Annotated in this window: 20 protein-coding genes and 1 riboswitch; of the genes, 6 read left to right on the top strand and 14 right to left on the bottom strand. The window is 40.6% G+C overall.

Translation table 11 applies throughout. The annotated features are described in order from the left end of the window. Positions 1-270 precede the first annotated feature (270 nt). Positions 271-1131 (top strand): WD40 repeat domain-containing protein, encoded by an 861-nt coding sequence (locus tag V7L01_RS33965; RefSeq protein WP_335042712.1) that lies wholly within the window; start codon positions 271-273, stop codon positions 1129-1131. A gap of 290 nt (positions 1132-1421) precedes the next feature. Here the strand turns inward: V7L01_RS33965 and V7L01_RS33960 are convergent, their stop codons facing one another. Next, on the bottom strand, positions 1422-2693 hold the full coding sequence (locus V7L01_RS33960; protein WP_335042711.1) for a glycosyltransferase: 1272 nt from the start codon (positions 2691-2693) through the stop codon (positions 1422-1424). Between the two features lie 167 nt (positions 2694-2860). Continuing rightward, positions 2861-3055, bottom strand: a riboswitch (cyclic di-AMP (ydaO/yuaA leader). A gap of 714 nt (positions 3056-3769) precedes the next feature. On the opposite strand from V7L01_RS33960, the gene V7L01_RS33955 reads away from it, so the two are divergent. Continuing rightward, positions 3770-4768, top strand: coding sequence for a DUF1350 family protein (locus V7L01_RS33955; protein ID WP_335042710.1), 999 nt, complete (start codon positions 3770-3772; stop codon positions 4766-4768). 502 nt (positions 4769-5270) lie between these two features. After that, the gene (locus tag V7L01_RS33950; RefSeq protein WP_335042708.1) at positions 5271-7292 is read left to right on the top strand and encodes a beta strand repeat-containing protein; all 2022 of its coding nucleotides are present in this window, start codon (positions 5271-5273) and stop codon (positions 7290-7292) included. Between the two features lie 228 nt (positions 7293-7520). Here V7L01_RS33950 and argC read toward each other — a convergent pair whose 3' ends face one another. Next, on the bottom strand, positions 7521-8492 hold the full coding sequence (gene argC / locus V7L01_RS33945) for an N-acetyl-gamma-glutamyl-phosphate reductase (RefSeq protein ID WP_335042727.1): 972 nt from the start codon (positions 8490-8492) through the stop codon (positions 7521-7523). A gap of 1122 nt (positions 8493-9614) precedes the next feature. Between argC and V7L01_RS33940 the strand changes: the two genes are divergently transcribed. After that, positions 9615-10877 (top strand): MFS transporter, encoded by a 1263-nt coding sequence (locus V7L01_RS33940; protein WP_335042707.1) that lies wholly within the window; start codon positions 9615-9617, stop codon positions 10875-10877. Between the two features lie 148 nt (positions 10878-11025). On the opposite strand, the gene glpK is transcribed toward V7L01_RS33940, so the two are convergent. From glpK to egtC, 7 genes are all read right to left on the bottom strand, one after another. Further along, a complete protein-coding gene (glpK, locus tag V7L01_RS33935; protein WP_335042706.1) occupies positions 11026-12540 on the bottom strand; it encodes a glycerol kinase GlpK in 1515 nt (504 codons plus the stop codon). Between the two features lie 305 nt (positions 12541-12845). Next, entirely contained in the window at positions 12846-14015 is a 1170-nt protein-coding gene (locus V7L01_RS33930; protein ID WP_335042705.1) for a PAS domain S-box protein, read from the bottom strand. 1292 nt (positions 14016-15307) lie between these two features. Next, the gene (locus V7L01_RS33925; RefSeq protein WP_335042704.1) at positions 15308-16600 is read right to left on the bottom strand and encodes a hypothetical protein; all 1293 of its coding nucleotides are present in this window, start codon (positions 16598-16600) and stop codon (positions 15308-15310) included. A 1047-nt stretch (positions 16601-17647) separates the two neighbouring features. Beyond that, positions 17648-17860 carry a hypothetical protein gene (locus tag V7L01_RS33920; RefSeq protein WP_335042703.1) on the bottom strand — a complete coding sequence of 71 codons (213 nt, stop codon included), beginning with the start codon at positions 17858-17860 and terminating at the stop codon, positions 17648-17650. 313 nt (positions 17861-18173) lie between these two features. Continuing rightward, positions 18174-19208, bottom strand: coding sequence for an L-histidine N(alpha)-methyltransferase (gene egtD, locus V7L01_RS33915; protein WP_335042702.1), 1035 nt, complete (start codon positions 19206-19208; stop codon positions 18174-18176). A 228-nt stretch (positions 19209-19436) separates the two neighbouring features. Further along, the gene (locus V7L01_RS33910; RefSeq protein WP_335042701.1) at positions 19437-19595 is read right to left on the bottom strand and encodes a hypothetical protein; all 159 of its coding nucleotides are present in this window, start codon (positions 19593-19595) and stop codon (positions 19437-19439) included. Positions 19596-19624: 29 nt separating this feature from the next. Further along, positions 19625-20413, bottom strand: coding sequence for an ergothioneine biosynthesis protein EgtC (gene egtC / locus V7L01_RS33905; RefSeq protein ID WP_335042699.1), 789 nt, complete (start codon positions 20411-20413; stop codon positions 19625-19627). Between the two features lies 1 nt (position 20414). Here egtC and V7L01_RS33900 point away from each other — a divergent pair, with 1 nt between their 5' ends. Next, a complete protein-coding gene (locus tag V7L01_RS33900) occupies positions 20415-21191 on the top strand; it encodes a nucleotidyltransferase domain-containing protein (RefSeq protein WP_335042698.1) in 777 nt (258 codons plus the stop codon). A 398-nt stretch (positions 21192-21589) separates the two neighbouring features. On the opposite strand, the gene V7L01_RS33895 is transcribed toward V7L01_RS33900, so the two are convergent. From V7L01_RS33895 to bchM, 3 genes are all read right to left on the bottom strand, one after another. Continuing rightward, positions 21590-21970: a DUF423 domain-containing protein gene (locus V7L01_RS33895; protein WP_335042697.1), complete on the bottom strand. Its 381-nt coding sequence runs from the start codon at positions 21968-21970 to the stop codon at positions 21590-21592. 155 nt (positions 21971-22125) lie between these two features. Further along, positions 22126-22605, bottom strand: a complete 480-nt coding sequence (locus tag V7L01_RS33890; RefSeq protein ID WP_335042696.1) for a hypothetical protein — start codon at positions 22603-22605, stop codon at positions 22126-22128. 254 nt (positions 22606-22859) lie between these two features. Further along, the gene (gene bchM, locus V7L01_RS33885) at positions 22860-23546 is read right to left on the bottom strand and encodes a magnesium protoporphyrin IX methyltransferase (RefSeq protein WP_335042695.1); all 687 of its coding nucleotides are present in this window, start codon (positions 23544-23546) and stop codon (positions 22860-22862) included. Between the two features lie 381 nt (positions 23547-23927). Here bchM and V7L01_RS33880 point away from each other — a divergent pair, with 381 nt between their 5' ends. Next, positions 23928-26015 (top strand): cation:proton antiporter domain-containing protein, encoded by a 2088-nt coding sequence (locus tag V7L01_RS33880; protein WP_335042694.1) that lies wholly within the window; start codon positions 23928-23930, stop codon positions 26013-26015. A 94-nt stretch (positions 26016-26109) separates the two neighbouring features. On the opposite strand, the gene V7L01_RS33875 is transcribed toward V7L01_RS33880, so the two are convergent. Both V7L01_RS33875 and V7L01_RS33870 read right to left on the bottom strand, forming a co-directional pair. Then, the gene (locus tag V7L01_RS33875; RefSeq protein ID WP_335042692.1) at positions 26110-26478 is read right to left on the bottom strand and encodes a DUF4288 domain-containing protein; all 369 of its coding nucleotides are present in this window, start codon (positions 26476-26478) and stop codon (positions 26110-26112) included. A 16-nt stretch (positions 26479-26494) separates the two neighbouring features. Further along, positions 26495-26842: a hypothetical protein gene (locus V7L01_RS33870; protein WP_335042690.1), complete on the bottom strand. Its 348-nt coding sequence runs from the start codon at positions 26840-26842 to the stop codon at positions 26495-26497. Positions 26843-26871: the final 29 nt, after the last annotated feature.

Here is a 26871-nt window from a genome sequence, read left to right as displayed (position 1 = left end):
TCTAGATGCTGGTTTATCATTGTTCGTTCTTAGACATATATATGCCTCAGTATTATCTCTTAGTTTTTTTCAGAAATCAAATATGATTCCTATAGTCCTACTCCTACTCGGCAGTTTCCACACTTACCAATTTCTGTCCCTGAAAAAACAGGTGGGTTTTTCATAGGTTGGCGTAGACATGACAATCAACCTCTTGAAATAAAACACTATACTGCACCTTGGAATAATGAACCAGCAAATCTCGATCTGCCGTTAGAACAAAATGCTTATGTGATACAAGTTAGCCCGTCTGGAAAATTTTTGGCAGTAGGTCATGCTAGCGGCTCTTGGCAAGCAACTCTATATGACTTGGAGCAAAAAGAATTGCTAAAAACAATTCTTCATGTTCGAGCTACTAGCAGTGTTCAATTCACTCCAAAGGAGGAAATTTTAGTTAGCCGTTCCGAGGAAGAAATTATCTTTACTTCTATTAAAAATTCACAGCAGATTGCAGTAATTAAAATTGGGCATGGTTCTAAAATCGCAATTCATCCAGACGGGCGTTATTTACTGGCTGATGGTGAGGGAAAATCAAAATTAGCCATTATCGATTTGAACACTCAAAAAGTAGTCAAAGTCTTATCAACCGCAGCATTAGACAGGACAGCATGGATGGCTAGTGCCCAACGAGGTGAAGGAGAAACTTCCTTTTCCCCTAACGAAATGATTTTCAAAATGGATTTTAGCCCAGATGGACAGTGGTTAATCTGTGCAATGGATCGAGGAGTGCGAGTGTTTGAGTGGAATGAGGTTCTCTCGTCAAAGAGCGAATTACCACTTCCCATCGTCGCTTCTTCTAGTGAGATTATCGCAGTTGGCGATGGCGCTAGTCGAATGGCAACAACTTATGATATTGCTTTTGACTGGCAGCGCAATGTCATACTCTCTTGTGGGCTAGAGGGAAAGATTAAGTCTCTTGATTTAGCGACTGGAGAATCTAAAGTTTTATTGGAACTACCCGGAAGACCAGCAATGATCCAATTAGACCTATCTCGTGATCTGGCTACGTTCTGTACACATTCAATACGCGATATGTTTGAGCGTAAGGAAGAGTGGTTTGTCCAAATATGGAATTATTTAGGACTTGCCTAAGAGGATGTTTGAAAAGTTTTCTTCTCGGTAACAAGACGTTCTAGATCCCCCTAAATCCCCCTTTTTAAGGGGGACTTTGATTCCGGTTCCCCCCTTTTTAAGGGGGGCTAGGGGGGATCAGTTAGTGCCTAAAATCATAGCCAACCACTTTTCAAACAACCTCTAATGCTTTGCGAGTTGGCGCGATCGCACTTTCAATTAAAGTTTTGTAGCGTGGGTATCTTGTCCACCCTAATTATGCAAATTAAAAGTGGAACAGCTTATTAGTTCCGCGCTCAAAGTTATAAAAATTAAGCTGCAATCTGGGGTCGGGTATCAGGTGCAGTTGGAGCCAGCAGCCGAGTGTAAAGTTGAGTCAGTCGGAATGCTACACTATACCAACTAAAGGCAATTTCTGTCCGTTGTCGAGCCGCTTCACCTAATCGATCTCGCCAAGCTGGATTGATGAGAATGCGGTCTATGGCAGCAGCAAAAGCTACTTCATCTTTGGGGGGCGCAAGTAACCCTGTAACTTCTGGTACAACAGTAAATTGCAACCCGCCAACATCACTAGCTACCACTGGAGTTTTACTCGCCATCGCCTCAATGGCAACTAAACCAAAAGGTTCATAGTGACTCGGCACTACGCAGACATCAGCGGCGGCGTAATAAAAGGGAAGGAGAGTTTCATCTAGACGACCGGCAAAGGTTGTACAATCTTCTAATCCAAGTTCAGTAACGATGCTGGCAATGCGATCGCGTTCAATTCCATCACTCTGACCTGGACGGCTACCACCCCCAATCGCTAGTTGCAGGTTCGCTTCACCCCTTAAACTAGATTTGGCAATGGCTCGTACTAAGGTTTCAATTCCTTTACGTCGGTCAAAGCGACCAACGTAGAGAACCATTTTGGCATCTGCTGCAATTCCCAATTTTTCCCGTGCCGCAAACCGCTCAATTCCCCCAAATTTATCAGTATCGGTGCCACAGGGAATCATTTCAATCTTTCCCTTGCTGGAAACGAGTATCCGCATATGTTTCTGCTCTTGCGGACTAGTTGCAATTACGCAGTCTACAGTTTCTAAGCAGGCTTTTTCTACAGCTAATCGCTGGGTAGCAATTACCGGAACATTACCAATGCTTCTGTATTTGACTGCTCCTAAAGAGTGGTAAGTATGCACCTGAATCAGTGGTTGCTGCTTTTTCAATTCCATACCAACCCAAGAAGACAACCAGTAGTTGGTATGAATTAGAGAGTAATGGAACCCTTGCCGCTGCTGGAATCGTTGGAATTCTTCAATGAATTCAGGTAAATGGTCGAACAACTCATCTCGCCCAATAAATTCAGCTGGGCCTGCTTTTAACCGAATAGTACGACAGTTAGGGGTATGTTGAGCGATCGCAGCTTGTTCGGGACTACTACGACGAGTGAACATATCCACTTCCCAACCTTGCTGGGCTAGGGCATAACCTACTTGGCGCACATAGACATTTTGACCCCCAGCCTCTTCTTGACCAATTTCAACAGCCGGGTCGCCATCAACAGAAATTAGGGCAATGCGATGTTTCTTATTCTGGAACATAGCTGATTTTCACCTCAAGGCAAATAATCCTGCCTCAGACGCCAGAAATACAAGATATTATTATCCTCTCTCAAGGCCGAGGGCAGGCACAACGAACCGCAAAGTTACCAGCCAAAGGACACTGACGAGAACAAGGCATTACTTGTAAGAGTAAGAATCCTGCTCGTTTAGTCTCCTCTCAATGCCGACGAAGTTAGCTGACGGGCTAGGACTGAGAGATGTCCTTCTTAAGAAAATTATGAGTTTTGAGTTATGTATTTAGTAACTTTTAATTTTCTTCGAGATACGCCCCAAACTTGGTTCCTCCGCTCCGGTTTACCCTTACTCACAAAGCTTTTCAGGGAATACAGTAGATTAGGCAGACTGATTTATTTTTCTTAAAAAATTTATAACGTGTCATCATCAGCTATGTCAAGAGTATGAACAAAAAGAGTGTGGTGTAAATCACCTCAAAGCTCGTTGTGCCTAGCGTTTGAGAATCAGAGTGTACAGGAAACTTAGACTTTTTAAGATGCTTTCAACAACAAACTTACTGATATCCAGCGCCACTTTTTCTTTAGTTTTTGGGAATGAAATAGTCTTGAGAATTTTAGTGCAAAAAATATCTTAGAGGATGTTTGTCAAGTCAATAAGTATACTCGAAACCCCGATTCTCTCATATCATGTCCGGCTAAATACTTGTCATTACGAAGGCAGCGATCGCAGAGTGAAGTAATCACTTACGATATGTGATTAAGTGGACTTGATATCATAGGGAATGAAGGGTGTTTTTATCCGAAAAAATAAAAATACATAAGTCTGATTTCTCGTTTTTTGGCATGGCTTTTACCTGGTTTACCTTCCTCTACCCCACGCAGGAAGAAGCTTTAAAACCCAGTTTTAGTTTTTCTCTACTTGTATGAAAATGCCCTGCCATTCACTATAAGAGAATGAGGGTAAAGAGGTTAGGTTTCAAGAGTTTTGATGTTAATAATGATATTTTTCTAACATCCTTTTAAAAGAATCCGAAAAGCAGTAGCTTCAGTTTGGAGAATAACTATACACCTACCAAAATGAGATGGACTCATTGCTAAGTTATGGTAAATACAACTTTAAAACTGAGATTTAAACCCGTTTCTCACAGTTGGGTTGCTTTACATCCACAGCCTAAAGGGGTAGTTCAATTTATTGCAGGGGCTTTCTTTGGTACTTTTGGTCCCATGCTTTTTTATCGCTATCTGCTTCAATCTTTATTTGAGCAGGGATATACAATTATTCTTCTGCCGTTTAATTTTAGTTTTAACCATTATCTAGAAGCTGGTTTTCTTATGAGAGAGCAGTATGAAATTCTGCCAGAACTTGTAAGAATGGCAAGTGTTGCAGGATATGATTATGAAGCTTATCTAGACGATGAAAACTTTTCTTGGATTGGACATAGCCTTGGCTGTAAATATATCTCCTTGTTAGAAGGATTTACTGCTCTACCTACAGAGCCTCAAGATAGAGAAAAGTTTATTCGGAGCCTGCTAGCTCATACTTCGGATGAGTCACAGATAGAAAGTGTCATTGCAGACATTAATATTCTGTTTGAGGAGCTTAAACAAAAAATTATAGAAGATCGAAAACTAATTGACACTTACGTAGGCCGGAAAATCAAAATTAAAAGTGTCTTCATTAAAGGGCAAGTTTCTATCCTATTAGCACCTGCTATTGCTGATACAGGGAGCGCAATTCGTCCTCAATTTTTAGCGGATTTTATCGATAATCTTGGTTGGGGCGTGAAACCAACCGTTGAAGAAACCCGTAACTTAATCAAAGATAGTGGGCTATTTAATATCATGGGTTTAGTCTGTTTTAAGGATGATAATATTGCTAAGTTAACCTGTGAATGGTTTACTAATATTCTGAAAAAACCACCCCAAGAATTTATAGAATCTTTAAAAGGCGGACATTTAAAACCGTTAGGTATTCAACTAGGCAACTATGCGATTAATCTTTTTGATAAACCGTTTATTGAATCAGTTCAAGAACGAAATAGAGGCTTTGAGAATAATGTAATTAAATTGCTTGAAGAACTGAAGGTAAAATCAAAATAAAAAAGTGCTGAAAGTTTCAGAATCATCAACTCAATGATATCAGGTTAGCATAATTAGTTATGCTAACCACAGCCAATAAAACCACCCTGCATTTGCGGTTCCTAAGCTGAATTCTTAACTGCACTTTTTCGTAATGATTTTATTCTATTTTACAGGTTAATTTTGAGAAATCAAAAGGTATATTGCTTAAACGGGTAGTAAAGTTTTTATCTCAAAAAAATCCCATAACTAATGCAATCTTCGAGTAACTAGCAATACTTAATCAATCCGCTTTAGATATTAATCATCAGTCTTTTAGCCTTAACTGAACCCTATTGACTTAAAGCAAGGGTAGATTAACTTTTATAAACTTTATACCAATTTCTAATAGCTTCGGGAAAAATGATTACAAGTATTAATAATAGATAAATATAAAGTAATTGTACCTACATTAATCGGTGAATAATGTGGAGAATATGCAAAGATGTGTTTTGTAAGCAAAGACATTTAAGTAAATAAAATTATGGCAAATATCATTGGAACCAACGGTAATGATACCCTACTGGGTAGTAACGGCGTGGACACGATTAAGGGTCTTGCAGGTAACGATATCATCACTGGAAACGAGGGCAACGACAGCCTAACTGGTGGGGGTGGGAAGGATAATTTTGTTTATAAATTAGGGGATGGCACCGATACAATCACTGATTTCGGTGGTATAGGTAAAGGCACAAATCCAACAGTAGCCGCGATCGCCGAAGTGGATACTATTAAATTCCAGGGTGCTGGGCTGACTGCCCGAAATCTACTGCTGACAAAGAATCTAAACAATCTAGAAATCACCTTTGAAGGAATAAATGATACCAAAATCATCCTGCAAAACTTCACATTAGAAAAGCTTGAGAACTTGGCAGTTTCTGGTAAAAGACCAGCCATTGGCAATATTCTGTTTGACGGACAAACTAGCATTTTTGACAGTTTTAATGTCCTAGATGGCAACTCCACAGATACTAGCGTGGGCATTAAGAATACGGTGACCTTTTTTAATGGCCTATCCAACAACATTACGGGTTTAGATAACTCAGATGATGTCATCAATAGTCAGGATGGTGATGACAAAATCGACGGATTAAGTGGCAACGATATTTTGAGAGGTGGTGCGGGTAACGATACTCTCATTGGTAGTGCGGGTAACGATACTCTCATTGGTAGTGGGGGAAACGATACTCTCATTGGTGGTGCTCTTAATGATGCTTTCCCTGGTAGTGTAGGGACTGGCATCCCGCAGAGTTATAAGGGAAATGACTCCCTCGTTGCTGGTACTGGTAACGATATTTTGAATGTTAATTTTTCAGAAGGCAATAATACTCTCGAAGGTAGCGCTGGTAACGATAGCTTGAGCGCTGGGGCTTCAAAAGGCAATAACTTACTCAATGGTGACGATGGCAATGATTTTCTTAGCGCCTCTTACCTTGATGATAACTCCGGCGGATTAGGGGTTGTTACATCCTCAGGCAATAACACCCTTAACGGTGGCGCTGGTAACGATAGCTTGAGTACTAAGGCTTCAAAAGGCGATAACCTACTCGATGGTGGCGATGGTAATGATTTTCTTGACGCCTCTGGCGATGATGACAGATTCACATTTTTTGTCTCCCCAAGCAATAACACCCTTATCGGTGGCGCTGGTGACGATAACTTGAGTGCTGGTATTTCATCCGGCGATAACTTACTCGATGGTGGCGATGGCAATGATTCTCTTGACGCCTCTGGCACTGAAGCATACGGACTTGTCCCCTCTTCAGGCAATAATACCCTCAACGGTGGCGCTGGTAACGATTACTTGAGCGCTACCCGCTCAATAGCCAATAACTTACTCTCTGGGGGGCAAGGCAATGATTCCATCTATATAAGCACCATATCGCCTGATAGCGTTCCCGATTTTTCCGTGACTGATTTAGTAACTCAAACGGTTGATGGGGGGACAGGTAACGATTTATTGTCCTGTTATGCCGGTTCCTATTATCTTTACAATCCGATTGAGGGAATCACTTCTACATTCAATGCTACTAATAACACAGGCTCAATTACAGTGGGCACGAATCGGATTAGTTACAAAAATATCGAACGATTAGACATCTCCGGTACACAATTCAATGACTTGATTGTGGGGAGCAATGGCAATGATATCCTCACCGGTGGCAATGGTAATGATAGCCTTTATGGAGGAGCGGGTACTGATACCTTTGTTTTCAATAGTTTCAATCAAGGCACTGATAGACTGTATGACTTCAACCCGGCTAATGAAGTGATTCAGGTATCGGCTACTGATTTTGGTGGCAGCTTATCATCAGGTTCACTTAAGACAAGTCAGTTTACTATCGGAACATCTGCAACCAATAACACTCAGCGATTTATCTACAACAGCGCGACAGGTGGATTGTTCTTTGACCTTGATGGCAGTGCAAGCGGGTTTACTCAGGTACAATTTGCACAACTAGATGGTGGAGCCTTACTAACCAAAAACAATTTTGTGGTTGTTTAATCGTCATTAGCCCTCGTTCACTAAGTACACGTCACCAGAAATCAGGTATGGAATTAACTTTTGGAATCAACAGTATAAAAGTGCGATCGCAATTTTGATTTCCAACCTTTTTGGCGGTGACGTGTACTAAGCGGTATTTATTGCTAAATAGATAAAATAATACCTCGCAGTGAATGAGGGACTTGGAAGTTTAATGGCAATCCAACAGATACCAACGCAGAAACTCTTTCATAACAATCCCAACTCTTCTGGAAAGCCCAGCATGATGTTTAAGTTTTGGATTGCGGCTCCTGATGCGCCTTTGCCCAAGTTATCGAGACGAGCAACTAGCAACGCTTCTTTGGTAGTGTCATTTGCGAATACAAAAACCTGAACAATATTGGTGCCGTTCACTGCAATCGCATCCAGAAATATTCCATCTCGCAGCAGAGTAGAATCTTGGTATGGAGCAACCTGCACAAATTTTTCACTTTGGTAGTAGTTAGCGATCGCTTGATAAATAACCTCACCTGATGGTGGATTATCCAAAGTCGCCAATGGCAAAGGCACCTGAACCAGCATCCCTTGCTCAAAATCCCCTACTGCCGGTACGAACAGCGGCGGCGATGCTAACTCTGAGTAATAATGCATTTCCTTGACGTGCTTATGTCCAAACTGCAAACCGTAGATGCCATAGGGATAGAGCGACTCTGCTCCAGATCCCTGTTTGTGAAAGCTATGGTACTTTTCGATCATATTCTTTCCGCCACCAGAGTAACCTGACACTGCATTAACGGTGATGGGAAAATTACTCTTTAAAAGTCCCTTGGCAATCAACGGACGGATACAGGCTAAAAATCCTGTGGGATAACATCCTGGATTGCTGACAAACTGGGCGCTAGCAATTTTTTTGCGTTGTTCTGGATTTAGTTCAGGAAAACCATATACCCAGTTCTTAGCCGTGCGATGGGCGCTACTAGCATCAAGGATCTTAACCGTAGTACTACTTACTAAGCTAACAGCTTCGCGGGCTGCATCATCAGGTAGGCAGAGAATAACAACATCGACGGCATTGATTAGTTTGGCTCGCTCAGTTGCATCCCGACGTTTAGATGCCTCAATGCTAACTAACTCGATATCATCTCGTTGGTTGAGGCGTGAGTAAATCTGTAAGCCTGTGGTTCCCGATTCCCCATCAATAAAAACCTTAGGTTTAGTAATCATGCGTTCAACATCCTTAGATGTTAGTGGTATTTTAAAACAGCTATATCAGTTATCAAAGTTGGGGATTTAAACCCCAAATCCAACTTACCACGCAATAGTTGTGGGTAACTCTGACTCGCAACTGTTTACTGTGCGCCTTCTGAAGGATCTTCAAAAAGGCTTTAAATGTCTTTTGCCCCATGCAGAACACGCATGGCTTCAATCCCTTAATTTCTGGGGCAATAAAAAATTAGCTAATTACTTACTGAAAAACTCCGCAGACTTGACACTAAGGAGTCACGCTTTCTCAGTATTTTATCACTTTCAATATTTTGCGATCGCCTGCATGAGTGCCGCGTCAACGTCATATCTATTTGGCGGATTCTTCATCTTGACGAGCAGATTATGTACCAAAAACCTTTACTATTCAATTCTTTCAGCTTAACAAGCGTGCCATTCGACGCTTTGACGAGCTGTTTCCAAGTTCTACCTTGTCCTCTCCCAACGGCTAAATACGCCCGAACAATACAGGCGATCGCTCCAGCAATAACTTACTTTCCCAAGCTCTCAGTACAATTGCAGTTGACAGTATTTGTACCAAGTTGTTAAAGCGTAAATTGCCAAAAATATTGCAAATGCATAATTTGGGATTTTTTACAAAAATATTCTCCAATGATAATTTAAGTGCGCCATCTGGGAACAATTTATGGAACTCAGGTTTGTTTTTGTTTGGTACTTAATTAAGTGCCTAAAAAAGAACATCAACCTGTTTAAAATACTGCCCAAGTTTCCCCAATAGAGGAATAAATCACTAGTGAGTAAAAAATAGAAAAGCTAAAAGTATAAAACTCTGCAAATCTGAGGGTGTGGGTGGTAATAAGCGCTATTTGCTTTGCTGTGCCAAATTATCGCTCAATTAAGGTTTATCGTAGCCATTATCCTATTTTAGAGAAACACGATTCCGGTAGAACCTGGCTAATAAGGGCAATAAATAACAGAGGTATTTATCGCTCATCAGACAGAGGGATTGTTTCCTAAAAACGTTATTTTTCAAATTTTTAATTATCTGAATTCGGCTTAAAAAAGTCCGGATTTTGACATGCAAAAAACTACTTATCTCCAGTTTGAATATCTATAAAAATGCTTAATTCTGAAATTCAAAAAGACCTTCGTCATAACTTGACTGTCAATGTTGTCGAAAGTGCATTCTTTGGTTTGGCAACTGGTTTTGCCTCCTATATCACGATTATTCCTTTATTTGTTAGCGGTTTTACCAATTCTGCTTTGCTCATCGGTCTGATACCAGCTATTCCGCGTTTAGGTTGGCAACTACCTCAGCTATTAACAGCTGATAAAATAGCTAGACTACAGTATTACAAACCAACTGTAATGTGGTTGACAATTCACCAGAAACTTCCTTTTTTTGGATTAGCACTGGTAGCTTTATTACAGCTAGAACTCAATAGCCAAACTATCTTACATCTGACATTTGCCATACTCATTTGGCAAGGTCTAGGCGGCGGATTTAGTGCTACTGCTTGGCAAAGTATGGTTGCTAAAATTGTTCCCTCCGGAAGGCTTGGCATTTTTTACGGTGCCTTAGCATCGGCTGCTAATCTGATGAGTATTTTTGGTGCTCTGATAGCTGGTTTACTACTCAAGCAAATTGCCCAGCCATTTAATTTTGCTCTCTGTTTTTTGTGCGCTAGTGTTGCGATGGCTCTATCTTGGTTTTTTATGTCTAGGACGCGAGAGCCAGTAAGCAACTCATTATCTACCATTGAAACTAAACGTGAATTTTGGGACAGTCTTAGTGTGATTCTCCGGTGCGATAAGAATTTCCGTTACTTTGTAATGGCACGTATGCTTTCACAATTAGCACTGATGCCACTTCCCTTCTATACACTTTATGGCGTACACCAATATGGGATGGGAGAAGCATCTATTGGGTTAATTACTGGTGTGCTGATGGTAACGCAAACTATTGCTGGATTGGTTTTGGGTTGGATAGGCGATCGCTGGGGTAACAAGTTGGTCTTGATGACTGGTTCTGTTGTTTGTGCGTTCACTTCGGTTTTAGCTGGGCTAGCACCAAATGTAAACTGTTTTTACTTGGTGTTTATAGGAGCAGGGATAGGTACGATCTCTCTCTACAATATTTCTGCGGTAATGACCTTAGAGTTTGGTAACCAGCGCCAACGACCAGCCTATATTGGTCTTGGTAATACCCTTGTCGCCCCTGCCACAATCCTTGCTCCCCTTTTAGGTGGATGGATAGTAGACAATATTGACTATAGAACTGCCTTCTTGGTGGCAGCTATCGGTGGATTAGTTACGGCACTGGTTTTGCACGTAGGAGTACGCGATCCACGTTATCTAGAACAAAATTTTACTAACCATTAAGTTAAAGTCTTGCCTGAGCAGTAAGGGAACTCCAAAAAATAAATTATCCAATTTTTGGAATCAAAACGACTTTTCCTCCCCCTGCTCCCTGCCCCCTGCCCCCTGCGCTAAAAGCGATGGGATATTTTTTTTGGAAGTCTCTAAGCATCTACTCCTCCCAAGCGAGAGTGCGTTTCACTGCCTTTTGCCAAGTAGCAAAGTTGGACAATGGATCGTCGCTCTTCGGTTCAAATACGCGTTCAATCTGCCGTTGCTGCACCAATGCTTCATAGCTTTCCCAAAAGCCTACAGCTAAACCTGCTGCAAATGCTGCACCCTGAACGGTCGTATCGCGCATTACCTTTCGTTCAACTGGAATACCTAAAACATCAGCTTGGAACTGCATCAGAAAATTATTCTCGCAAGCACCACCATCTACCGTTAGTCGCCCAACTGGAGTACTGCTAGATGCATTAATTGCTTGCACTACCTCCAGAACTTGATAAGCGATCGCTTCCAATACGGCACGTACTAAATGCTCTGGTTGGACACTGGCGGTAATGCCGAAAAAGGCTCCCCTAGCACTCATATCCCAGTAGGGTGCGCCCAGTCCACTAAATGCAGGTACAAAGTAGACTCCGCCATTATCTGTTACCTGATTTGCCATTGCTTCACTTTCAGCAGCAGTTTTAATCAGCTTGAGGCGATCGCGTAACCATTGAATACAAGCTCCACTAGTAAACATACTACCTTCTAAGGCATAGCCTACATCTAAAGTTCTCCTTGGATTTGCTTGTGTCCATGCCACCGTAGAAATAAGTTGATGGTGCGATCGCACAATTCGATCGCCTGTGTGAGCTACCAAAAAGCTACCAGTACCGTAAGTACATTTCATCAAACCGGGGCGATCGCAGCCATGACCAAATAAAGCAGCTTGCTGATCCCCCAAGATGGCAGTAATGGGAATTTCAACGCCCAACAAAGTCGCATCAGTAACTCCAAAGACTCCTAAACTAGGCTGAATCTGGGGCAAAATATGAGCCGGAATCTGAAATAGTTCAAGTAAATTCTCATCCCACTCACAGGTTTTGAGATTCATCAACATTGTCCGACTGGCGTTGCTGTGGTCAGTAGCATGGACTTTCCCGCCTGTAAGGTTCCACAGCACCCAGCTATCAATAGTGCCGGCTAAGACATTGTTCAGGTCAGGATCTGTAAATTTGTCTAATAGCCATCTGAGCTTAGTAGCAGAAAAATAGGCATCGATGATTAATCCGGTGCGATCGTAAATTTCATCAGCGTAGCCTTGCTCTTGTAATTGGTGACAAAGGGGAGCAGTGCGGCGATCTTGCCAGACGATCGCTCTTTGGAGTGGTTTACCAGTAGTTTTATCCCAAATCAAACAGGTTTCGCGCTGTACAGTTAGTCCCAAAGCTGCGATCGCTGATGGGGCAATCTGGGCATTCCCAATTGCGGTTTGAATCACCCAACAGGTATCTTCCCAGATTTGTTGAGGATCGTGTTCTAACCATCCAGGCTGAGGATAATACTGAGTTAGTTCTTTGTATGCCTGCCCAACAATCTTGCCGTCTGCGTTAAACACAAAGGCGCGGTTGCCTGTCGTACCTAAGTCCAGTGCTAAGATGTAGCCCGATGATGAAGTTCTGTTGCCAAGTGTGTGCATAGCTGCTTTGACATGCTGCGTAGGTGTAGCCCGGCGTAGGCATCGCGATTTTAGCAATATACGTCAAATCAGATATACATTATTTTGTGTACATTTTGAATTCCCTATTTCCCTAGCGTTGCCCTTACTTTGCTGTATCCGCGTCAAATCCCAGATCCTTCACAAGGTTGAAGGAAGCTGTGAATTTCATTATATAAATGCTGCGATCGAGAGAATATTACACACAATTTCATACTAAAACTAGTATGAAATTTCTGTGACAAAATACAAAGTGTCAACTTATCTTTTATTAAACAAAGATATAATTAATCGAAATTTTTCAAGACAATATGTTTTTTTAAGTCAAAAGTGATAATACCTTCTTCTTGTAATTTGCCCATCAATCGTGTAATTGTGACTCTGGTAGTGCAGCAGGCGCTAGCAATATCTTCGTGAGTGAAGCGAACACTTAGGCGAGTTCCCTCCGGCACAGTTTCGCCGACTTCTCGTTTTAAAAGTTCTAATAAATGGTGCAACCGTTCTTGTACCCGTCGTCTTCCACAAATCACTAAAAAAGATTCTGTTTGCCGTAACCGCTGATTAATTTTTGGTAAAAGCTTATGGCTCAAACTTGGGGAAGTTGCTATCTCTGCTGCATAAATTGGCACCAACTCAACATCAGAGAGGGCTGTTGCTTGGTAAATGTTTAGAGATGTCAAACTAGAGCCAAAAACCATTCCTGTTGTTGCTAATCCGATCAGCACCTCTTCGCCCGTTTCGCAGTAGGTACTGAGTTTGATCAAACCCTGGCAAACATACAAAATTACTAATGGGTTAAGGGGAATAGTTTCTCCTTTAGAATGTTTATCCACGGGACGCTCATAGAAGAGGTCACTATCATTTTTGACTACCGCTAATTCTCCTTGCTTCCGTTCATTAATATTACGTATCACCCAGCGTAGAGAGGTTGCTTTCCCTTGCGGATTGCGAACAACTGCCACTGTCAATGCTGCATCAAATAATTCGCCATGACGTTGTTGCAAGCGGATCAATAGCTCTTTAGCTCTGTCTGATTGCGATAATTGAATGAGTTCGCTGCGGAGGTGCTGACGTTCTTCTAAAGGGACAAAGTTAATCATTGGTTTGCCCACCAAGAATTGCTTTGAAACATTGAGTAACTTAGCTGTGGTGAAGTTAGCTTCTTGAATTATTGCTTCTGTATTAGTTACTAAATAGGCGTCAGGTGCAAACTCGAATAATTCTTGATAGTGTTGGCGTTCTGCTTCTAAGGAATTCCGTGTTTCTATTAGCTCCTCGTTTTGCTGACACAGTTCCTCCGCCGCTAACTGTACTACCTTTGAGGTGTTATAGAGTTCCTTAAAAGCTTGTGGCAGCAGATCCTGTGAAATCCAAGGTAATACATTAGCAGTTTGGTATAAATCTGCTAAACGCTTGTGCAATACTTCTGTGCGTTGGATAAATTTTTCTATGTTCATCTTATTATAATCCCCGCTATTTGATTGCAGAAGTTGAGCAAAAAAATCTTTTAGGCAAATCTTTGCAAAAATTGCCGCATTCATGATTTAGCTGAGTCATAAATTTAACTGGTTGTTAACTGTAATGGTTATTTAAATTTATAAAAGTACATTTCATTTATTTTAAATTTTTGACAATTGATGTTTTACAGCATTACACATAGCCCAGTTTCTTAAATTAGACATATCCCATTCAACCTAGATGCTTAAAGCAGATTGAAACTAGGAAATTGCAAAGTGTCCATTAATAACTTTAGCCAGTCAGATGCTTTTTTACAATAAGCTTTACGGTATTTTGCTAAGTATACCTTCTACATTTAGCGGTAAAATTTGGTAAAACCTAGCTAATACTAGCGATCGGCAAATCTGCTAACCTAAGATTATCCTAATTTGTGACTAAACTCATAAGCTAGTAAAATTTATGACTAGCTGATAAATTAGATAAGACAGCACAGTCGGAAAACCCTGGGTCTGAACCTGCATTTCTCATTATTTTTTAATGCGTTTTATCATTCCGCTAATGAATGATTTAGTACTAATGATAATTGTTTCCATGATTACTAAGAATAACTGATAATCTTTTCCCCAACGTCCATCACAAGAATAAAGCCACTACTACTAAAGATATATAATCTAAGTTAAGTTCGTTTGTGCTTATGAACACGTTCATTCTTAATAAATTTAACAACAAGATTCCTAACTTTTTTAATAAGTCGTGAATCTCAGCCTTTCAACTTTCAAATCCATTATGGAGCTATTTAGCACAGACAAGAGTAAAACTATTGAGGACGAGCAAGAGTCGAACTACTACATCTGGAATTACAAAATAGGTATTAAGAAATTAAAAATATTTGTATATAAACGCACATAAAAAATTAACTATTAACCGTCTCTTTGGCTAGAGGATAAATGAAGTAGTAAGCTGGTGTAATTTAAAATGCGTAACAGCTTATCAACGCGCAAGTTTTAAGGAGTGATGGGTGAAGTGCCAATACTATAAAATCTCGTCACTCCTTTTTACTTATTTGAGTTTATTAGAGGTTATTTATAAAGTAAAAATAAAATTACTGTAGTAGCGTGTCAAGACTAAAATGTTGCAAAAAAATTGTAGGTTGGGTAAAGGCTTTGCCAAAGCCAACATCCTGATATATGTTGGGTTGCGCTCCGCTCCAGCCAACCTACGTCTACGTTTAATGCACAATTTTTTTGCTTGCCACGCCACTACTTAATTTTTACTTTATAGGTTTCTTAGCTTAACGGATGCCATCATTATCAATAGCGCTGTAGCTGTCGCTGGGGAAAAGCCCCAACCAAGGATCGGAACTAGGAGTTAAAAATAGTTGGGCGTATACTTGTTCATTGAGCGCTTCCACACTGCTTGTTTGCTTACCTTGCATAAACCATTGATGAATTTGGCTGTGCAGCATGTATTCATTTCTGACAGTATCTAAAGCCATTGTGGCTTCAAATTTTTTCACTATTGTCGGCAAATTATCTTTTTGAGTGTTAGCAGACTGAGACTTTTTAGCTCTGATTAGAGAGATGCTGTTGCTATCTAGTTTGACATCAGTGGCATAGAGTTGAGCGATTTTAGTCCAGACTTCTTCATCGGTTATTTTAGCTAAAGCGTTTTGATTCCGTTCAGCATCAGACTGGAGAGCACTCAGCATTGGTGTTTCAACTCTCATTTTAGAAACTGCTAGAGAGCTTGCTATTTCTGCTGTAGGTGGCTGGCTGGGATTACTCAGAGATTGTAGCAACTTAGGGGGAGACTTGATATCCAAGCGGGATAAATCTGCAAGCCATTGGCTTTGGATAGAATTCAGGCGATCGCTGTGGTATTTTCTTAAAAAAGACTCGCGATCGCTTGGTGTAAGTTTACTGTAATTTTTTACTGCTACTTCAGCCTGCTGTAGCTGACGCAAAAATGCTTTGGGACTATATAATCCTGGAATTGCATCGATTGGACGACCCGATGCATCCAATATATAATGAATGCTATTGCCTGTAATCGTTCGCTCCAACTTGCGTCCGTCGCCAAAATCAATAGTTACTTTGGGTACAGGGCGCACTGATTGCCAATGCAAAATGAAGCGATCTTGAAGCAGTTTAGAGATTTCAACATTCGGATACAGTGCTACCCTGAAAAACCTACTATTAGCACAACTCAAATCCCGATCTAGCCTGCCCAATAAACGCAGAGATAAAATTGGTTTACCACTGGTTCTAGCAGCAGCTTTGGCTTGTTCTATATCAGTGTACCAGTACAGACGAGAGGCGTAACAGTCCCGTTGTTGGCAAAGTTCATCTAAAGCTATCCGCAGTGCAGGCGAAGGTAGAACTCCATTTGAAGAATTGATATTTAGCGTATTGGTATGGGATTTCAGAAATACTTGTAACCCCCTTGGGCCTTGTTTCCGAAGCACAGAAGCTTCCTGAGATAGTTTGGAGATTTCAACTACAGGAGTTTGAGCATCAGCTGTCTGCAAAAAACTGAAGCTGATTAGCATGAGTGCGAAAGGATATTTGAAGGTTCTAAATTTCATATATTTTCAGAAAAATAGGGGCGTGGGTGTCGCCATTACTAATTAGAAAAGTCTAGTCTAACTTGTAAGAATCCCCAGATGCTCTGAAAGTTTCAGGTGGGATAGTAAAGCTTAAAATATCGACATAATATCAAAAAATTATCACTTGATTGCTGGCTGGTTCATCTGATACGAATGGGATGCTGTGGGAGCATCTCACTTTCGTAAAAATATATCTAGACCTGGCGAATAGAATTCGCGGCTATACAAACAAAACCCACCTCCGTGGGTTTCCAATTTCTTGAGTCCGCGCAGGCGGACTTGGTTTGTGTAGCCGCGATTTCTAATCGCCAAGTATATTTGCAAAGATGAGATGCTCCCGATGCTGTTTTAGGATGTCTAGAGATAAACGATTAGTATCTATTACTGAACGTATACACGTATTTATTACAGAAGCTACTTCATAAAGCTCAGGTTTTATTAAAAGTTCATATACTTTGTGCTTTAGTTACTTAAATATGCGATTTAGAGTAGATTTTCTATAAACCAGATTTTACAAAAAATCAGTAATTTTCCTCTTTTCTTAACAAGTTAAATACAACTAAGGTATTAACAGTTGTGTTGGCTTAGTTGATGAACAAAAACGTCAGCTATTCCCGGTGGATCTATTTGCTAACTCTCTATCCAACTGATTCAACAGTCTTAAATTGACTGCTCTCTTTTTATTAAAGAGAAATTTTTATCACCCTTAATTTATAAGGGATTTGATTGGGTACGCACCAGTCTTTTTAGCTAATCAATGTCCTAGTAGCTGCTAGCAGTCATTTAATTTTAAAACCTGAAGCTCAGGTTTGATTGGATAAAAGTGCCATGATTCTTGTGGTGAAGTTACAGTTTAATTTCTCACTAAGAACAAGCACAAATTCTTGAAAACTTTAATATTTTTCAACCCATTTTGCCGATCTCCATGCAACAATATCTTTCTCATTTGCTCATACTGGCATTAGGAACAAGTTCGACTTTCGTCATTACTCCATGTCAAGGTCAAACTCCGGTAAAGTCCAAAAGTCAAAATACTGATAATATTACTTCCATCTCTTCAAATTCACCTTCAGCTATCCAATTGAGTGATTTTGCCAATTCTACTAATAGCAAAACACCTATCCTCTCAGAGGCAGTCAATAACTCTTCGGGTGCTAATGCCAATATAGCTGATAATGCCAATATAACTGCAACTAAGCCGAAGCCACGGGTTCCTATATTCAGCAGAATTTTTCCCACACCTTCGATGCAGCAATAATCAGAGGCTAATTATTTAGTTTAGTCGTTTGGGCTGGTAGAGATGTACGTTAACGCATAATATACAAGCTTACCTAGTGAAAACACTACCATAGTGAGAGAGGTTCTAATTGTTCTCTCTCACTGGTGCGGGACGAATATCATTTATAGCGGTTCTTGTTTATTCCTCTCTCCTGTTTGAAGAGAGGAATGGAAGTGTTAATCCCCAACCCTACAAGGGTTAGGGCTGTTTTGTTAGGTCTATATTGGACTCAACTGAGAACCGCTATATATGTGAGGCATACCTTGATTTGCTTTATGCTTGCAGCTGACAGAGCAATAAACCAAACCATTGATTTGGGTCTGTCCACACTTGGAGAGGTAATAAACCTTGTGTGGTGAGTTGCTGCTTGATAGTATTAAGGTCAAATTTGCGAGAAATTTCGGTGAGGATAGTCTCACCTAGTGCAAAATTAACCTTGAGGTTAAGAGCGTGTAATTCTACAATTTGCGATCGCAGGCTGCGTAAATGCATTTCTATTTGATGCTCACTTTCATTGTAAAATGCCCAGTGTTCAAACTGCGTGGTGTCAAAATTCCCTTCAAACTGCTGATTTAAATGTTCCAGCATATTCAGGTTAAACGCTGCTGTCACCCCTTGGCTATCGTTATAAGCTGGTTCCAAAATCTGTTTCGGCTTTCGTAAATCTATTCCCAGCAAGAAATACTCACCTACTTGTAGGGCTTCTGTAATTTGAGAGAAGAATACATCACACTCACCAGGTGTAAGATTACCTAAACTGCTACCAATAAAACAAATCATCCTGCTGGGTAATTGCGTCGGTAGGAGTTTTGCAAGAGCTAATTCATAGGTTCCCGCTAAAGCATAAACTTCCAGTAAGGGATAATCTCTTAATAACTGCTTGGCGCTACTTTCCAACATACCTGCACACACATCAATAGGTAGGTAGCGCAGGGGATAGCCTAGCTGCTGGTAGGCATCTAGTAAAATGCGGGTTTTGGTTGAACTGCCACTGCCAAGTTCTACCAATTCGCAAGCGCCAGTTATCTTGGCAATTTTGCCAGCAAACTGCTGTAAAATCGTTGTTTCTGTGCGTGTGAGGTAATATTCTGGTAAATCACAGATTTGCTCAAATAGCTCAGAACCACGGTCATCATAAAAGTAACAGGGAGGTAGAGATTTAGGTGTTTGAGTTAATCCCTTAATCACATCACTCCCAGTACTAGGCGCAACTATTTGAGTTGCTCCTATCAGACGCTGTATCTGCAAGCGTTCTTCAACGCTGTTTTGAGAAGTAACGTTCCTGTTAACAACTTTAGATATCGACATGAAACCTCCGTATGCTTGGCGTAATAGGCTACTTTTGATGGCAGACCTTCACCCCAATCAGTGAAACATATACCCATAGCTAATAAAATCATGCTTGAGCTATATTACTCAAGCTTTCAAGCTATTTTTAGGCATTTTCCGATTCAAATGACAGCAAGTAAGCGCTTAAGTGCTATTACTAACCGGGTAGGCATCTACTGCCGTTGTCTTACAATTAAGCGATCGCAATTACACTACTGGTTGGTTTTTCATCTCGCCAACGATAGCTGCGGTGATTATTAGCTTGTGTATCTCAATAAGACCGTATGGGCGATCGTGCCAACTGCGTAGCTGGCCGCCGTAGGCATCACTGCACCAGTAAAAGTGCAATTTTCGGGCGACATTCATGAAAGCTTTGAGAAATAGCCTCTTTCACACTAAATTTGCTCAATTTGGATCTCACAGTCTGCTTTCACACTAATGATGCTATTTTCTGGGCAAGCAATCCAATTACCTATAAATAGAGGTTCGGACGCAATAATTACAGATTTTGGGAAAGTCGGATCGTCTCGTATCCAGTAAAGAGATGGAGGCGGTGAAGTGGTAGCAAAGCGAGAAGCTATTAAGCGATGTCCATCACTAAAAATTACGTTGAGTGAGGCTTCTACTTGATAGCGTTTTGCCATCTCTAAAAGCGTTAATAATGTGCTACGTAAAGCATATTCTGGAGGTCGATGTTTGTTAATTTGACTTTGTGAAAGCAACAATGCAAAAATGTGTTCGGAGTCAGTACTGCCATTAATTTTTTCATAAAAATCTTGTGTTAAAGTGCTGCGGATTTTTCTGTGTAATGTTTTGCGGAAATTGTCGATTCGTCCATTGTGAATGAATAGCTGTTGTTGATAGTTAAAGGGCTGACAATTAGCAAAATCTACGGGTTGTCCTGGTGTAGCGCTACGGACATAAGCAAGTACACACTTTGATTCAACATAACGGCTGAGACTGGGTAGGTTGATATCATTCCAAATAGGCAGGGTATTTTTGTAGATAAAAGGGTCAGTATCTTTTTGAAGATGATACCAACCCACACCAAAGCCATCTGCATTGACTACCCCAGAGGTCATTTCACGGGGTTGATAACTCTGGACTATGAGTGAGTGTTCTGGTTTATACAAAAGATGTTCTAAAGAAACAGGCGAACCGAGGTAAGCAAGTAAACGGCACATTATGAATATTCCATCTTCTATTAGCACAATTATTGGGCAACAGCCTTACCCGCTTTTATTTACCATCATCAGTGGTTCTCACTTATATGGTTTTCCCTCACCTGATTCTGATTATGACTTGCGTGGTGTGCATGTTTTACCAGTTCAAGAAGTGGTGGGATTAGAAACTAGGAATGAAACTATTGAAGTTTCAGAAGTTCGCGAATCTTTAGAAATTGATTTAGTTACTCATGATGTCAGAAAATTCTTTTTGATGCTACTGAAAAAAAATGGCTATGTGTTAGAACAACTGTACTCACCTTTAATATTAACAAGCTCACCCGAACATGAGGAATTGAAATTTGTTGCCAAAAATTGCATTACCCGTCACCATAGCTATCACTATTTGGGTTTTGCTGCAACACAATGGAAACTTTTTAATAAAGAACATACGCATCGAGTCAAGCCATTGCTTTATGTTTATCGAGTCCTTTTAACTGGGATTTATTTAATGCAAACAGGCAGAATTGAGGCTAATTTAATTAAGCTCAATGAGGTTTTCAATTTAGCATATATTCATGATTTAATTGCCCAAAAGCTAGCAGATACAGAAAAGTCTATTTTGCCAGATGTTAATCTAGAATTTCATCATAGAGAATATGAACGTCTGCGTAATAAGTTACAAGAGGCGTATGAATCTAGCTCATTACCTGATGCACCTTCAGCTAAGATAGCTTTGCATAATTTGTTAGTACGTCTGAGAACGAGGAGCTATGAATTTGGCAATCCTGTTTGTTAAAAAATATTGTTGTTGCTTTATTCGTTTTTATACTCGCTCGTCCCTGCTTCTGGTTAAAATGAGGAGATTGAGTTCGTCATTCTTGGGCGCATCTCAATGAGTGTAAAAACACGCCTGCCCTAGCGAATGGAATTCGCGGCTATACAAACAAAACCCACCTCCGTGGGTTTCAAACTCTTCGAGTCCGCGTAGGCGGACTTCGTTTGTGTAGCCGCGATTTCTAATCGCTCGGTATATTTGCAAAGGTGAGATGCTCCCGTCATTCTTAGCTTGTAGAGTGGCTATTTTAATGCCTACTTAACTCTTATATATGCAGCTAAAATCCGCTGTTAAAAGGAGCGAATTGAGCCTCCAAAAAATGGGAGTTAAGAGTTTTTAACTCCCCATTTATAACTTTTTTACAACTTTAAATTCCAAGCAGCAAAAGCTAAAGCACCCCAACCGGCAAGGAAGGCTGCACCGCCTAGTGGTGTGATAGCTCCTAAAGATTTAATACCCGTTAAGCTAAGGGCGTACAAGCTACCTGAGAAAATAGCAATGCCAATGATAAACAGCCATCCACTGGTGATGAGAGTGGGCTGAGGAAATTCCGTGCGACTAATTAGTAGTGCTACTAGAAAAAGTGCTAGCGCATGATACATTTGGTAACGAGCGCCAGTTTCAAAAATTTCTAGCGATCGCTCACTAATTTTTTCTCTCAAGGCATGGGAACCAAAAGCACCAGCAGCAACTGACAAACCGCCTAAAATGGCAGCTACGCTCAAAAAAATCTGCGTCATTAGACCTAGCGGTAAGTTGATTATTAGTCATTAGTCATTGGTGAGCCAGTGCGGTCTTGGGGGTTTCCCCCATGAGTAACTGGCGAACCCGAAGGGTCATTAGTCATCAGTTAATAACAAAGGACACAGGACAAATGACACAGGACAAATGACAATTAGACATCAAAATGATATGATACAGCCCCTTCTTCGTTCACCTTAAAGTTTGCATTGAAGTCTTTAGCTTTTTCATCTAAATATTGTCTGGCGTCGGCTGCGGGTAATTGTGACTGCATGGCAAAGCCTAAAACAGTTACGCGCCCCTGATTTTCTTGTAGCATCTCATAAAAAATCGATTGCAGGCGATCGCTAACTTGTTGATTAAGCGCCTTTTTCTCTTGTCGGCTTTGACGGTACAATCCCAATGCTAACCATGTGCCCAGCGTTAGGGTAGGAACGCCAAAAATTAGACCACCAACGGCAGCATTATCATCTTCATAAGTAGCATTTGGGGCGCTAAACTCATACTCATTTATGGGTATTACGATCGGTTTACGTGTAGCAAATTTTTCAAATGCCGCTGTTGCTGATAGAGTTACAAACATGAATCCTAGTGTCAGTAGCCAACCGGCAGCCAATTTTTCAGCAGTTTTCATAGTTCCACTTCAGATTTGAACTTTGCTAGCGATTTTAACCTGAGTTTTGCAAAGGTTCTACTATATCAATCTACTCCTGAGGATAGTTTTGTAAGTGTTTTCTCGATAGCATTCAGGCGCTTACGGTTCTCCCACTCCCGCCTACGCCAAGATAGAAAGCAGAATAGTGCCAACTGCAATACCTGCCAGTGTTAAGCCTTGAGATTGTCAAATCGCAGCAAAGGTATAGTATTCATCTTGCTGCGATTCTAACTTTAGTTACGTGTAGCTTCCAGTAGGCGGGAAAAATAGAAACGAGTCTTCGTCATCGCTTTTCGTTGCAATGAAAAGCCATTACTTTCCAAGATTCTCACCACATCAGCCTCACGATGTAAATATGCACGAGTCGCTTTACTTGGCCCGGGAAAGAAACTGCCAATTTTCTTGAGTATACTCAGAGCGCAGGTCTTCGGTGCAAAACTGAGAATTATCCGCGACTGTGCCAAAGAACAGAGATGAGAAATCATCTCATCCGCTTTTTCTTGGGGGTAGTGGATGAGAACATCCAAACAAATAACGGTATGGTAACTACCACTCAACGATTCCAAATCCTGCACGGCAAAAGTGGGATTTTCAGCATTTGGCAAGGTTTGCTTGGCTCTATCTTTGCCTTCTTCCACCATTTTTTCAGAAATATCGGTGGCATAGACTTTGGCACCATCTACCGCTAGGGGAATGCTGAGACTACCGACACCACACCCAGCATCGCAGATTGATAGCTCTGGTAAATTATTATCAGCCTTCAGCCAACCGAGAACTGTATCCACCGTTTGCTGGTGTCCATTGCGGATGTCTAGTTGGACTTTGTTGACTTCGCCATCGCCGTAGATTCGCTTCCAACGGTCAAACCCTGTGGAATTGAAATACTCGCGAACAATCGTTTTATCGTCGGCTGCGTTCATAAACTTTGATTTTTAGGGGTTCCCAATGCTTAAAATTATCATTGATAGGAACCCATAAGAACGGTCTTCCAGATTTTTATAGATATGGCGTACAGAAGTAGGGGCGCACATCTTTGCATCTCTAATTATTCAAACGATAAGCGGTATGAGCCATTTTCTACTCTTTATTCATCCATTTTTTTCGTTACTATAAATTCCATTCTTATTTAAACCTGTAGATGGAGATAACCCCTTCTTAAGGTAGTATCGTAATTGCGATTGCAACATTTATGCTGTTAAAAATTTAATTTTTTGTAACAAATAAGACTAAGGTAAACAGAAAATTTACTTAAAATTTCTTATGTTAATTGAAAATTTCCTATTTAGGTTTAATTATTAAACATGGACATAGCACTGAAGTCGCTAACAGACAGTCCTATTGTTGCATTTACAATTCTCCTAACAGTAATCTTTACTGTACCTCCTATATTTGAGCGGTTACGACTACCTGGATTAGTAGGGTTGTTAGTGGCAGGTATATTACTAGGGCAAAATGGGCTAAAGTTGTTAAACCCTGAGTCTGAAACTATCAAGTTGCTCTCGGAGATCGGCAAACTTTATTTGATGTTTGTGGCAGGTTTAGAGATTGACTTAGAGCAGTTTCGTAAAACTAGAAATCGCTCAATCGGGTTTGGCACTTTAACATTTATAGTTCCACTCATTGCTGGCATTGCGACAGGGCGTTTATTCAATTTTGGTTGGAATGCCTCCTTCCTAATTGGTTCTTTACTGGCTTCTCATACCCTCTTGGCATATCCAATTGTGAGCCGTCTAGGAGTGGTAGCGAATGAAGCTGTAACCGTTACGATTGGGGCCACAATTTTTACTGACACAGGTGCTTTGCTAGTATTAGCGATTTGTGTTGGAATTCATGGAGGAGAATTCTCCGCTATGAGTTTAGCGATTTTATTAGGTGGATTAGCAATTTACACTGCTGTTGTCCTGTTTGGCTTTGACTGGGCAGGAAAAGAGTTTTTTCGCCGCTCTGGGGATGAACAAAGTAACCAGTTTTTGTTTATATTACTAGCATTATTTTTGGCATCTGTTGGAGCGCAGGTAATTGGAGTTGAAAAAATTGTTGGTGCTTTTTTAGCAGGTTTAGCTGTCAACGATGTTCTAGGACGTAGCCCAGTCAGAGAAAAAATCGAGTTTATTGGTAGTGTTTTATTTATCCCTTGTTTCTTTGTGGACATGGGATTATTGATTAATATTCCTGCATTTATCAAAACCCTTAGTTCAATTTGGCTGACTCTGGTAATTGTAGTAGCTTTGATTGGCAGCAAATTTATAGCAGCATTCTTAGCCAAATTATTGTATCGCTACAACACGGCAGAATTGCTAACGATGTGGTCATTGTCGCTACCACAGGTAGCAGCTACACTAGCAGCAACCTTGGTTGCATATCAAACTGTAAATCCTGCTGGTGAGCGCTTAATCAGTGAAGCTGTCTTAAACAGTGTGATTGTCCTCATGCTGGTAACTGCAATTATGGGCCCCATAATAACAGCACGATTTGCTCCTTCACTACAGCTTTCTCAGACAGATTTTGAAACAGATAGTTTGACAACTTGGTGGCAAAGTAATGAAGATGAGGAAGTAGATAAAAATCAATATCCATTTACTGTAGTAGTGCCAATATACAACCCCCAAACCCAGCGCTATTTAATAGAAATGGCAGCACTGTTGGCTAGTCATGAATCTGGGAAAATTGTGCCGTTAGCTATTACTAGAGCACATATTCAGATGGACGATCCGCAATTAGTAACAGCACTCAACCAAAGCCGGGAAAGGTTGAATTTAGCCAAAGAAATCAGTCAAGAATTTGAGGTGGAAGTATCACCAGCAATTCGGATTGATGATGATGCAGCTTTGGGGATTAGCCGCACCAGTCGAGAACAAAACGCTAGTTTAGTAGTGATGGGTTGGTCGCAGACAACAGGTTTGCGGGCCCGCTTATTTGGTAGTGTAATTGATAGCGTTTTCTGGTCTTCTCACTGTCCAGTAGCAGTAACACGCCTTTTAAGTAGTCCCAAGACAATCCAAAGAATTCTTGTACCAGTTGGAGACTTAACGCGGCAAACTATAGGCGCTTTGCGGTTTGCCCAGATTTTGGCTGATGTTAATCAGGCAGAAGTTGTGCTGTTACACGTATGCGATCGCAAAACACCGCCCAATCGAGTAGAAAATTTTGTATCTCAATTGTCTGATATTACTTCTAAAAGCCAATTACAGGTGAATACGAATATCCAAACAATCAGGGGTGATGATATTGCTAGAACCATTATTCGGGAAGCTCAGGCTTTTGATTTAGCGGTGTTACGTTCCGTTCGTTATCGCACAGCCGGTGGATTAGCCGTCAGCGAAGTGACAACGCAGTTACTTCGAGAATTGAAGTGCTCAATTGTCTTGCTTGGAGAACCTCACTCGTGATGTGGGGAGTCAATAGCAGTAAAAAGGGAAAAGACTTGCGATCGCTTTTGGGTGAGTGATGGGAATCGACAAGAGCGATCGCATGGTTTTATAGCTATTCTCCAAATTGCTCTTGAGATAATAACGGCTCAAATGATTGGTAAGCCTCATAGTTCCGAAAATGTCGAGCATATAAATCAACAATATCCTCAGATGAATTAAAGTCATCATACAAAACTGAATTCACGTCTATCACTTGCTGCAAAGACCAAGTAATAGTTTCTCCATTTTCATTTGTATAGCTGACGGTTTCATTTTTACCATGATTCAAAGCCTTTACTTTTGCTTCTTCTAAAGAAACGGCTTTAATCAAAACAAAGCTTTCTTGGTACAAAGGTTGATAATCAGGTTTATCTGAAGATGATTTGTAGAGAATTATAGCAATATAGAAGGATTCTGCTTTATCTGCACTTTCAGTTTTCATCTCATGTTCTCCCTAGCTATTTTTTGAATCTATTATCATTCAATAACTTCCAAGCTTTTTTACCACTAGCCGATTTGTTTTTCTTGATGTCTTCTAAATAAGAGTTCAGAAACTCGCTGGGAAACTCCCGCCTAATCGATGCTTTGCGGCACACACTAATAAAAGTATCAGCCAACAAACTTAAATTGTCGTTTGCTTCACAACTATCCCCTGGTCTAAATTGGCTTATTAGTAAGGATTGCTGAGATAAACTTGCATTGCTGTAATTATAGGTTAAAGCCTGGGAGTGAGCAGCAATAGGTTGCACAAGCAATCCCATACTTAAAAGACTTACCAGTGGTTTTGGTAGATATTTTTGCAGCATATAAAGAAAGATAAACGATCTGCTATACG

The sequence above is a fragment of the Nostoc sp. genome, assembly GCF_036917095.1.
In the GTDB taxonomy this organism is placed as follows: Bacteria; Cyanobacteriota; Cyanobacteriia; order Cyanobacteriales; family Nostocaceae; genus Nostoc.
Note: the sequence above shows the minus strand (reverse complement) of the source record. Positions and strands in the feature narration are given on the sequence as shown.

Bases quoted from the DNA above. Each gene is read 5' to 3' on its own strand.
- V7L01_RS33925 (WP_335042704.1), bottom strand. From the start codon at position 16,600: ATGAAATTTAGAACCTTCAAATATCCTTTCGCACTCATGCTAATCAGC.
- V7L01_RS33890 (WP_335042696.1), bottom strand. From the start codon at position 22,605: ATGAAAACTGCTGAAAAATTGGCTGCCGGTTGGCTACTGACACTAGGA.
- V7L01_RS33940 (WP_335042707.1), top strand. From the start codon at position 9,615: ATGCTTAATTCTGAAATTCAAAAAGACCTTCGTCATAACTTGACTGTC.
- V7L01_RS33895 (WP_335042697.1), bottom strand. From the start codon at position 21,970: ATGACGCAGATTTTTTTGAGCGTAGCTGCCATTTTAGGCGGTTTGTCA.
- V7L01_RS33910 (WP_335042701.1), bottom strand. From the start codon at position 19,595: ATGAATGTCGCCCGAAAATTGCACTTTTACTGGTGCAGTGATGCCTAC.
- V7L01_RS33875 (WP_335042692.1), bottom strand. From the start codon at position 26,478: ATGAAAACTGAAAGTGCAGATAAAGCAGAATCCTTCTATATTGCTATA.
- V7L01_RS33950 (WP_335042708.1), top strand. From the start codon at position 5,271: ATGGCAAATATCATTGGAACCAACGGTAATGATACCCTACTGGGTAGT.
- egtC (WP_335042699.1), bottom strand. From the start codon at position 20,413: ATGTGCCGTTTACTTGCTTACCTCGGTTCGCCTGTTTCTTTAGAACAT.
- V7L01_RS33960 (WP_335042711.1), bottom strand. From the start codon at position 2,693: ATGTTCCAGAATAAGAAACATCGCATTGCCCTAATTTCTGTTGATGGC.
- V7L01_RS33880 (WP_335042694.1), top strand. From the start codon at position 23,928: ATGGACATAGCACTGAAGTCGCTAACAGACAGTCCTATTGTTGCATTT.
- bchM (WP_335042695.1), bottom strand. From the start codon at position 23,546: ATGAACGCAGCCGACGATAAAACGATTGTTCGCGAGTATTTCAATTCC.
- V7L01_RS33955 (WP_335042710.1), top strand. From the start codon at position 3,770: ATGGTAAATACAACTTTAAAACTGAGATTTAAACCCGTTTCTCACAGT.
- glpK (WP_335042706.1), bottom strand. From the start codon at position 12,540: ATGCACACACTTGGCAACAGAACTTCATCATCGGGCTACATCTTAGCA.
- V7L01_RS33930 (WP_335042705.1), bottom strand. From the start codon at position 14,015: ATGAACATAGAAAAATTTATCCAACGCACAGAAGTATTGCACAAGCGT.
- egtD (WP_335042702.1), bottom strand. From the start codon at position 19,208: ATGTCGATATCTAAAGTTGTTAACAGGAACGTTACTTCTCAAAACAGC.
- V7L01_RS33870 (WP_335042690.1), bottom strand. From the start codon at position 26,842: ATGCTGCAAAAATATCTACCAAAACCACTGGTAAGTCTTTTAAGTATG.
- V7L01_RS33900 (WP_335042698.1), top strand. From the start codon at position 20,415: ATGAATATTCCATCTTCTATTAGCACAATTATTGGGCAACAGCCTTAC.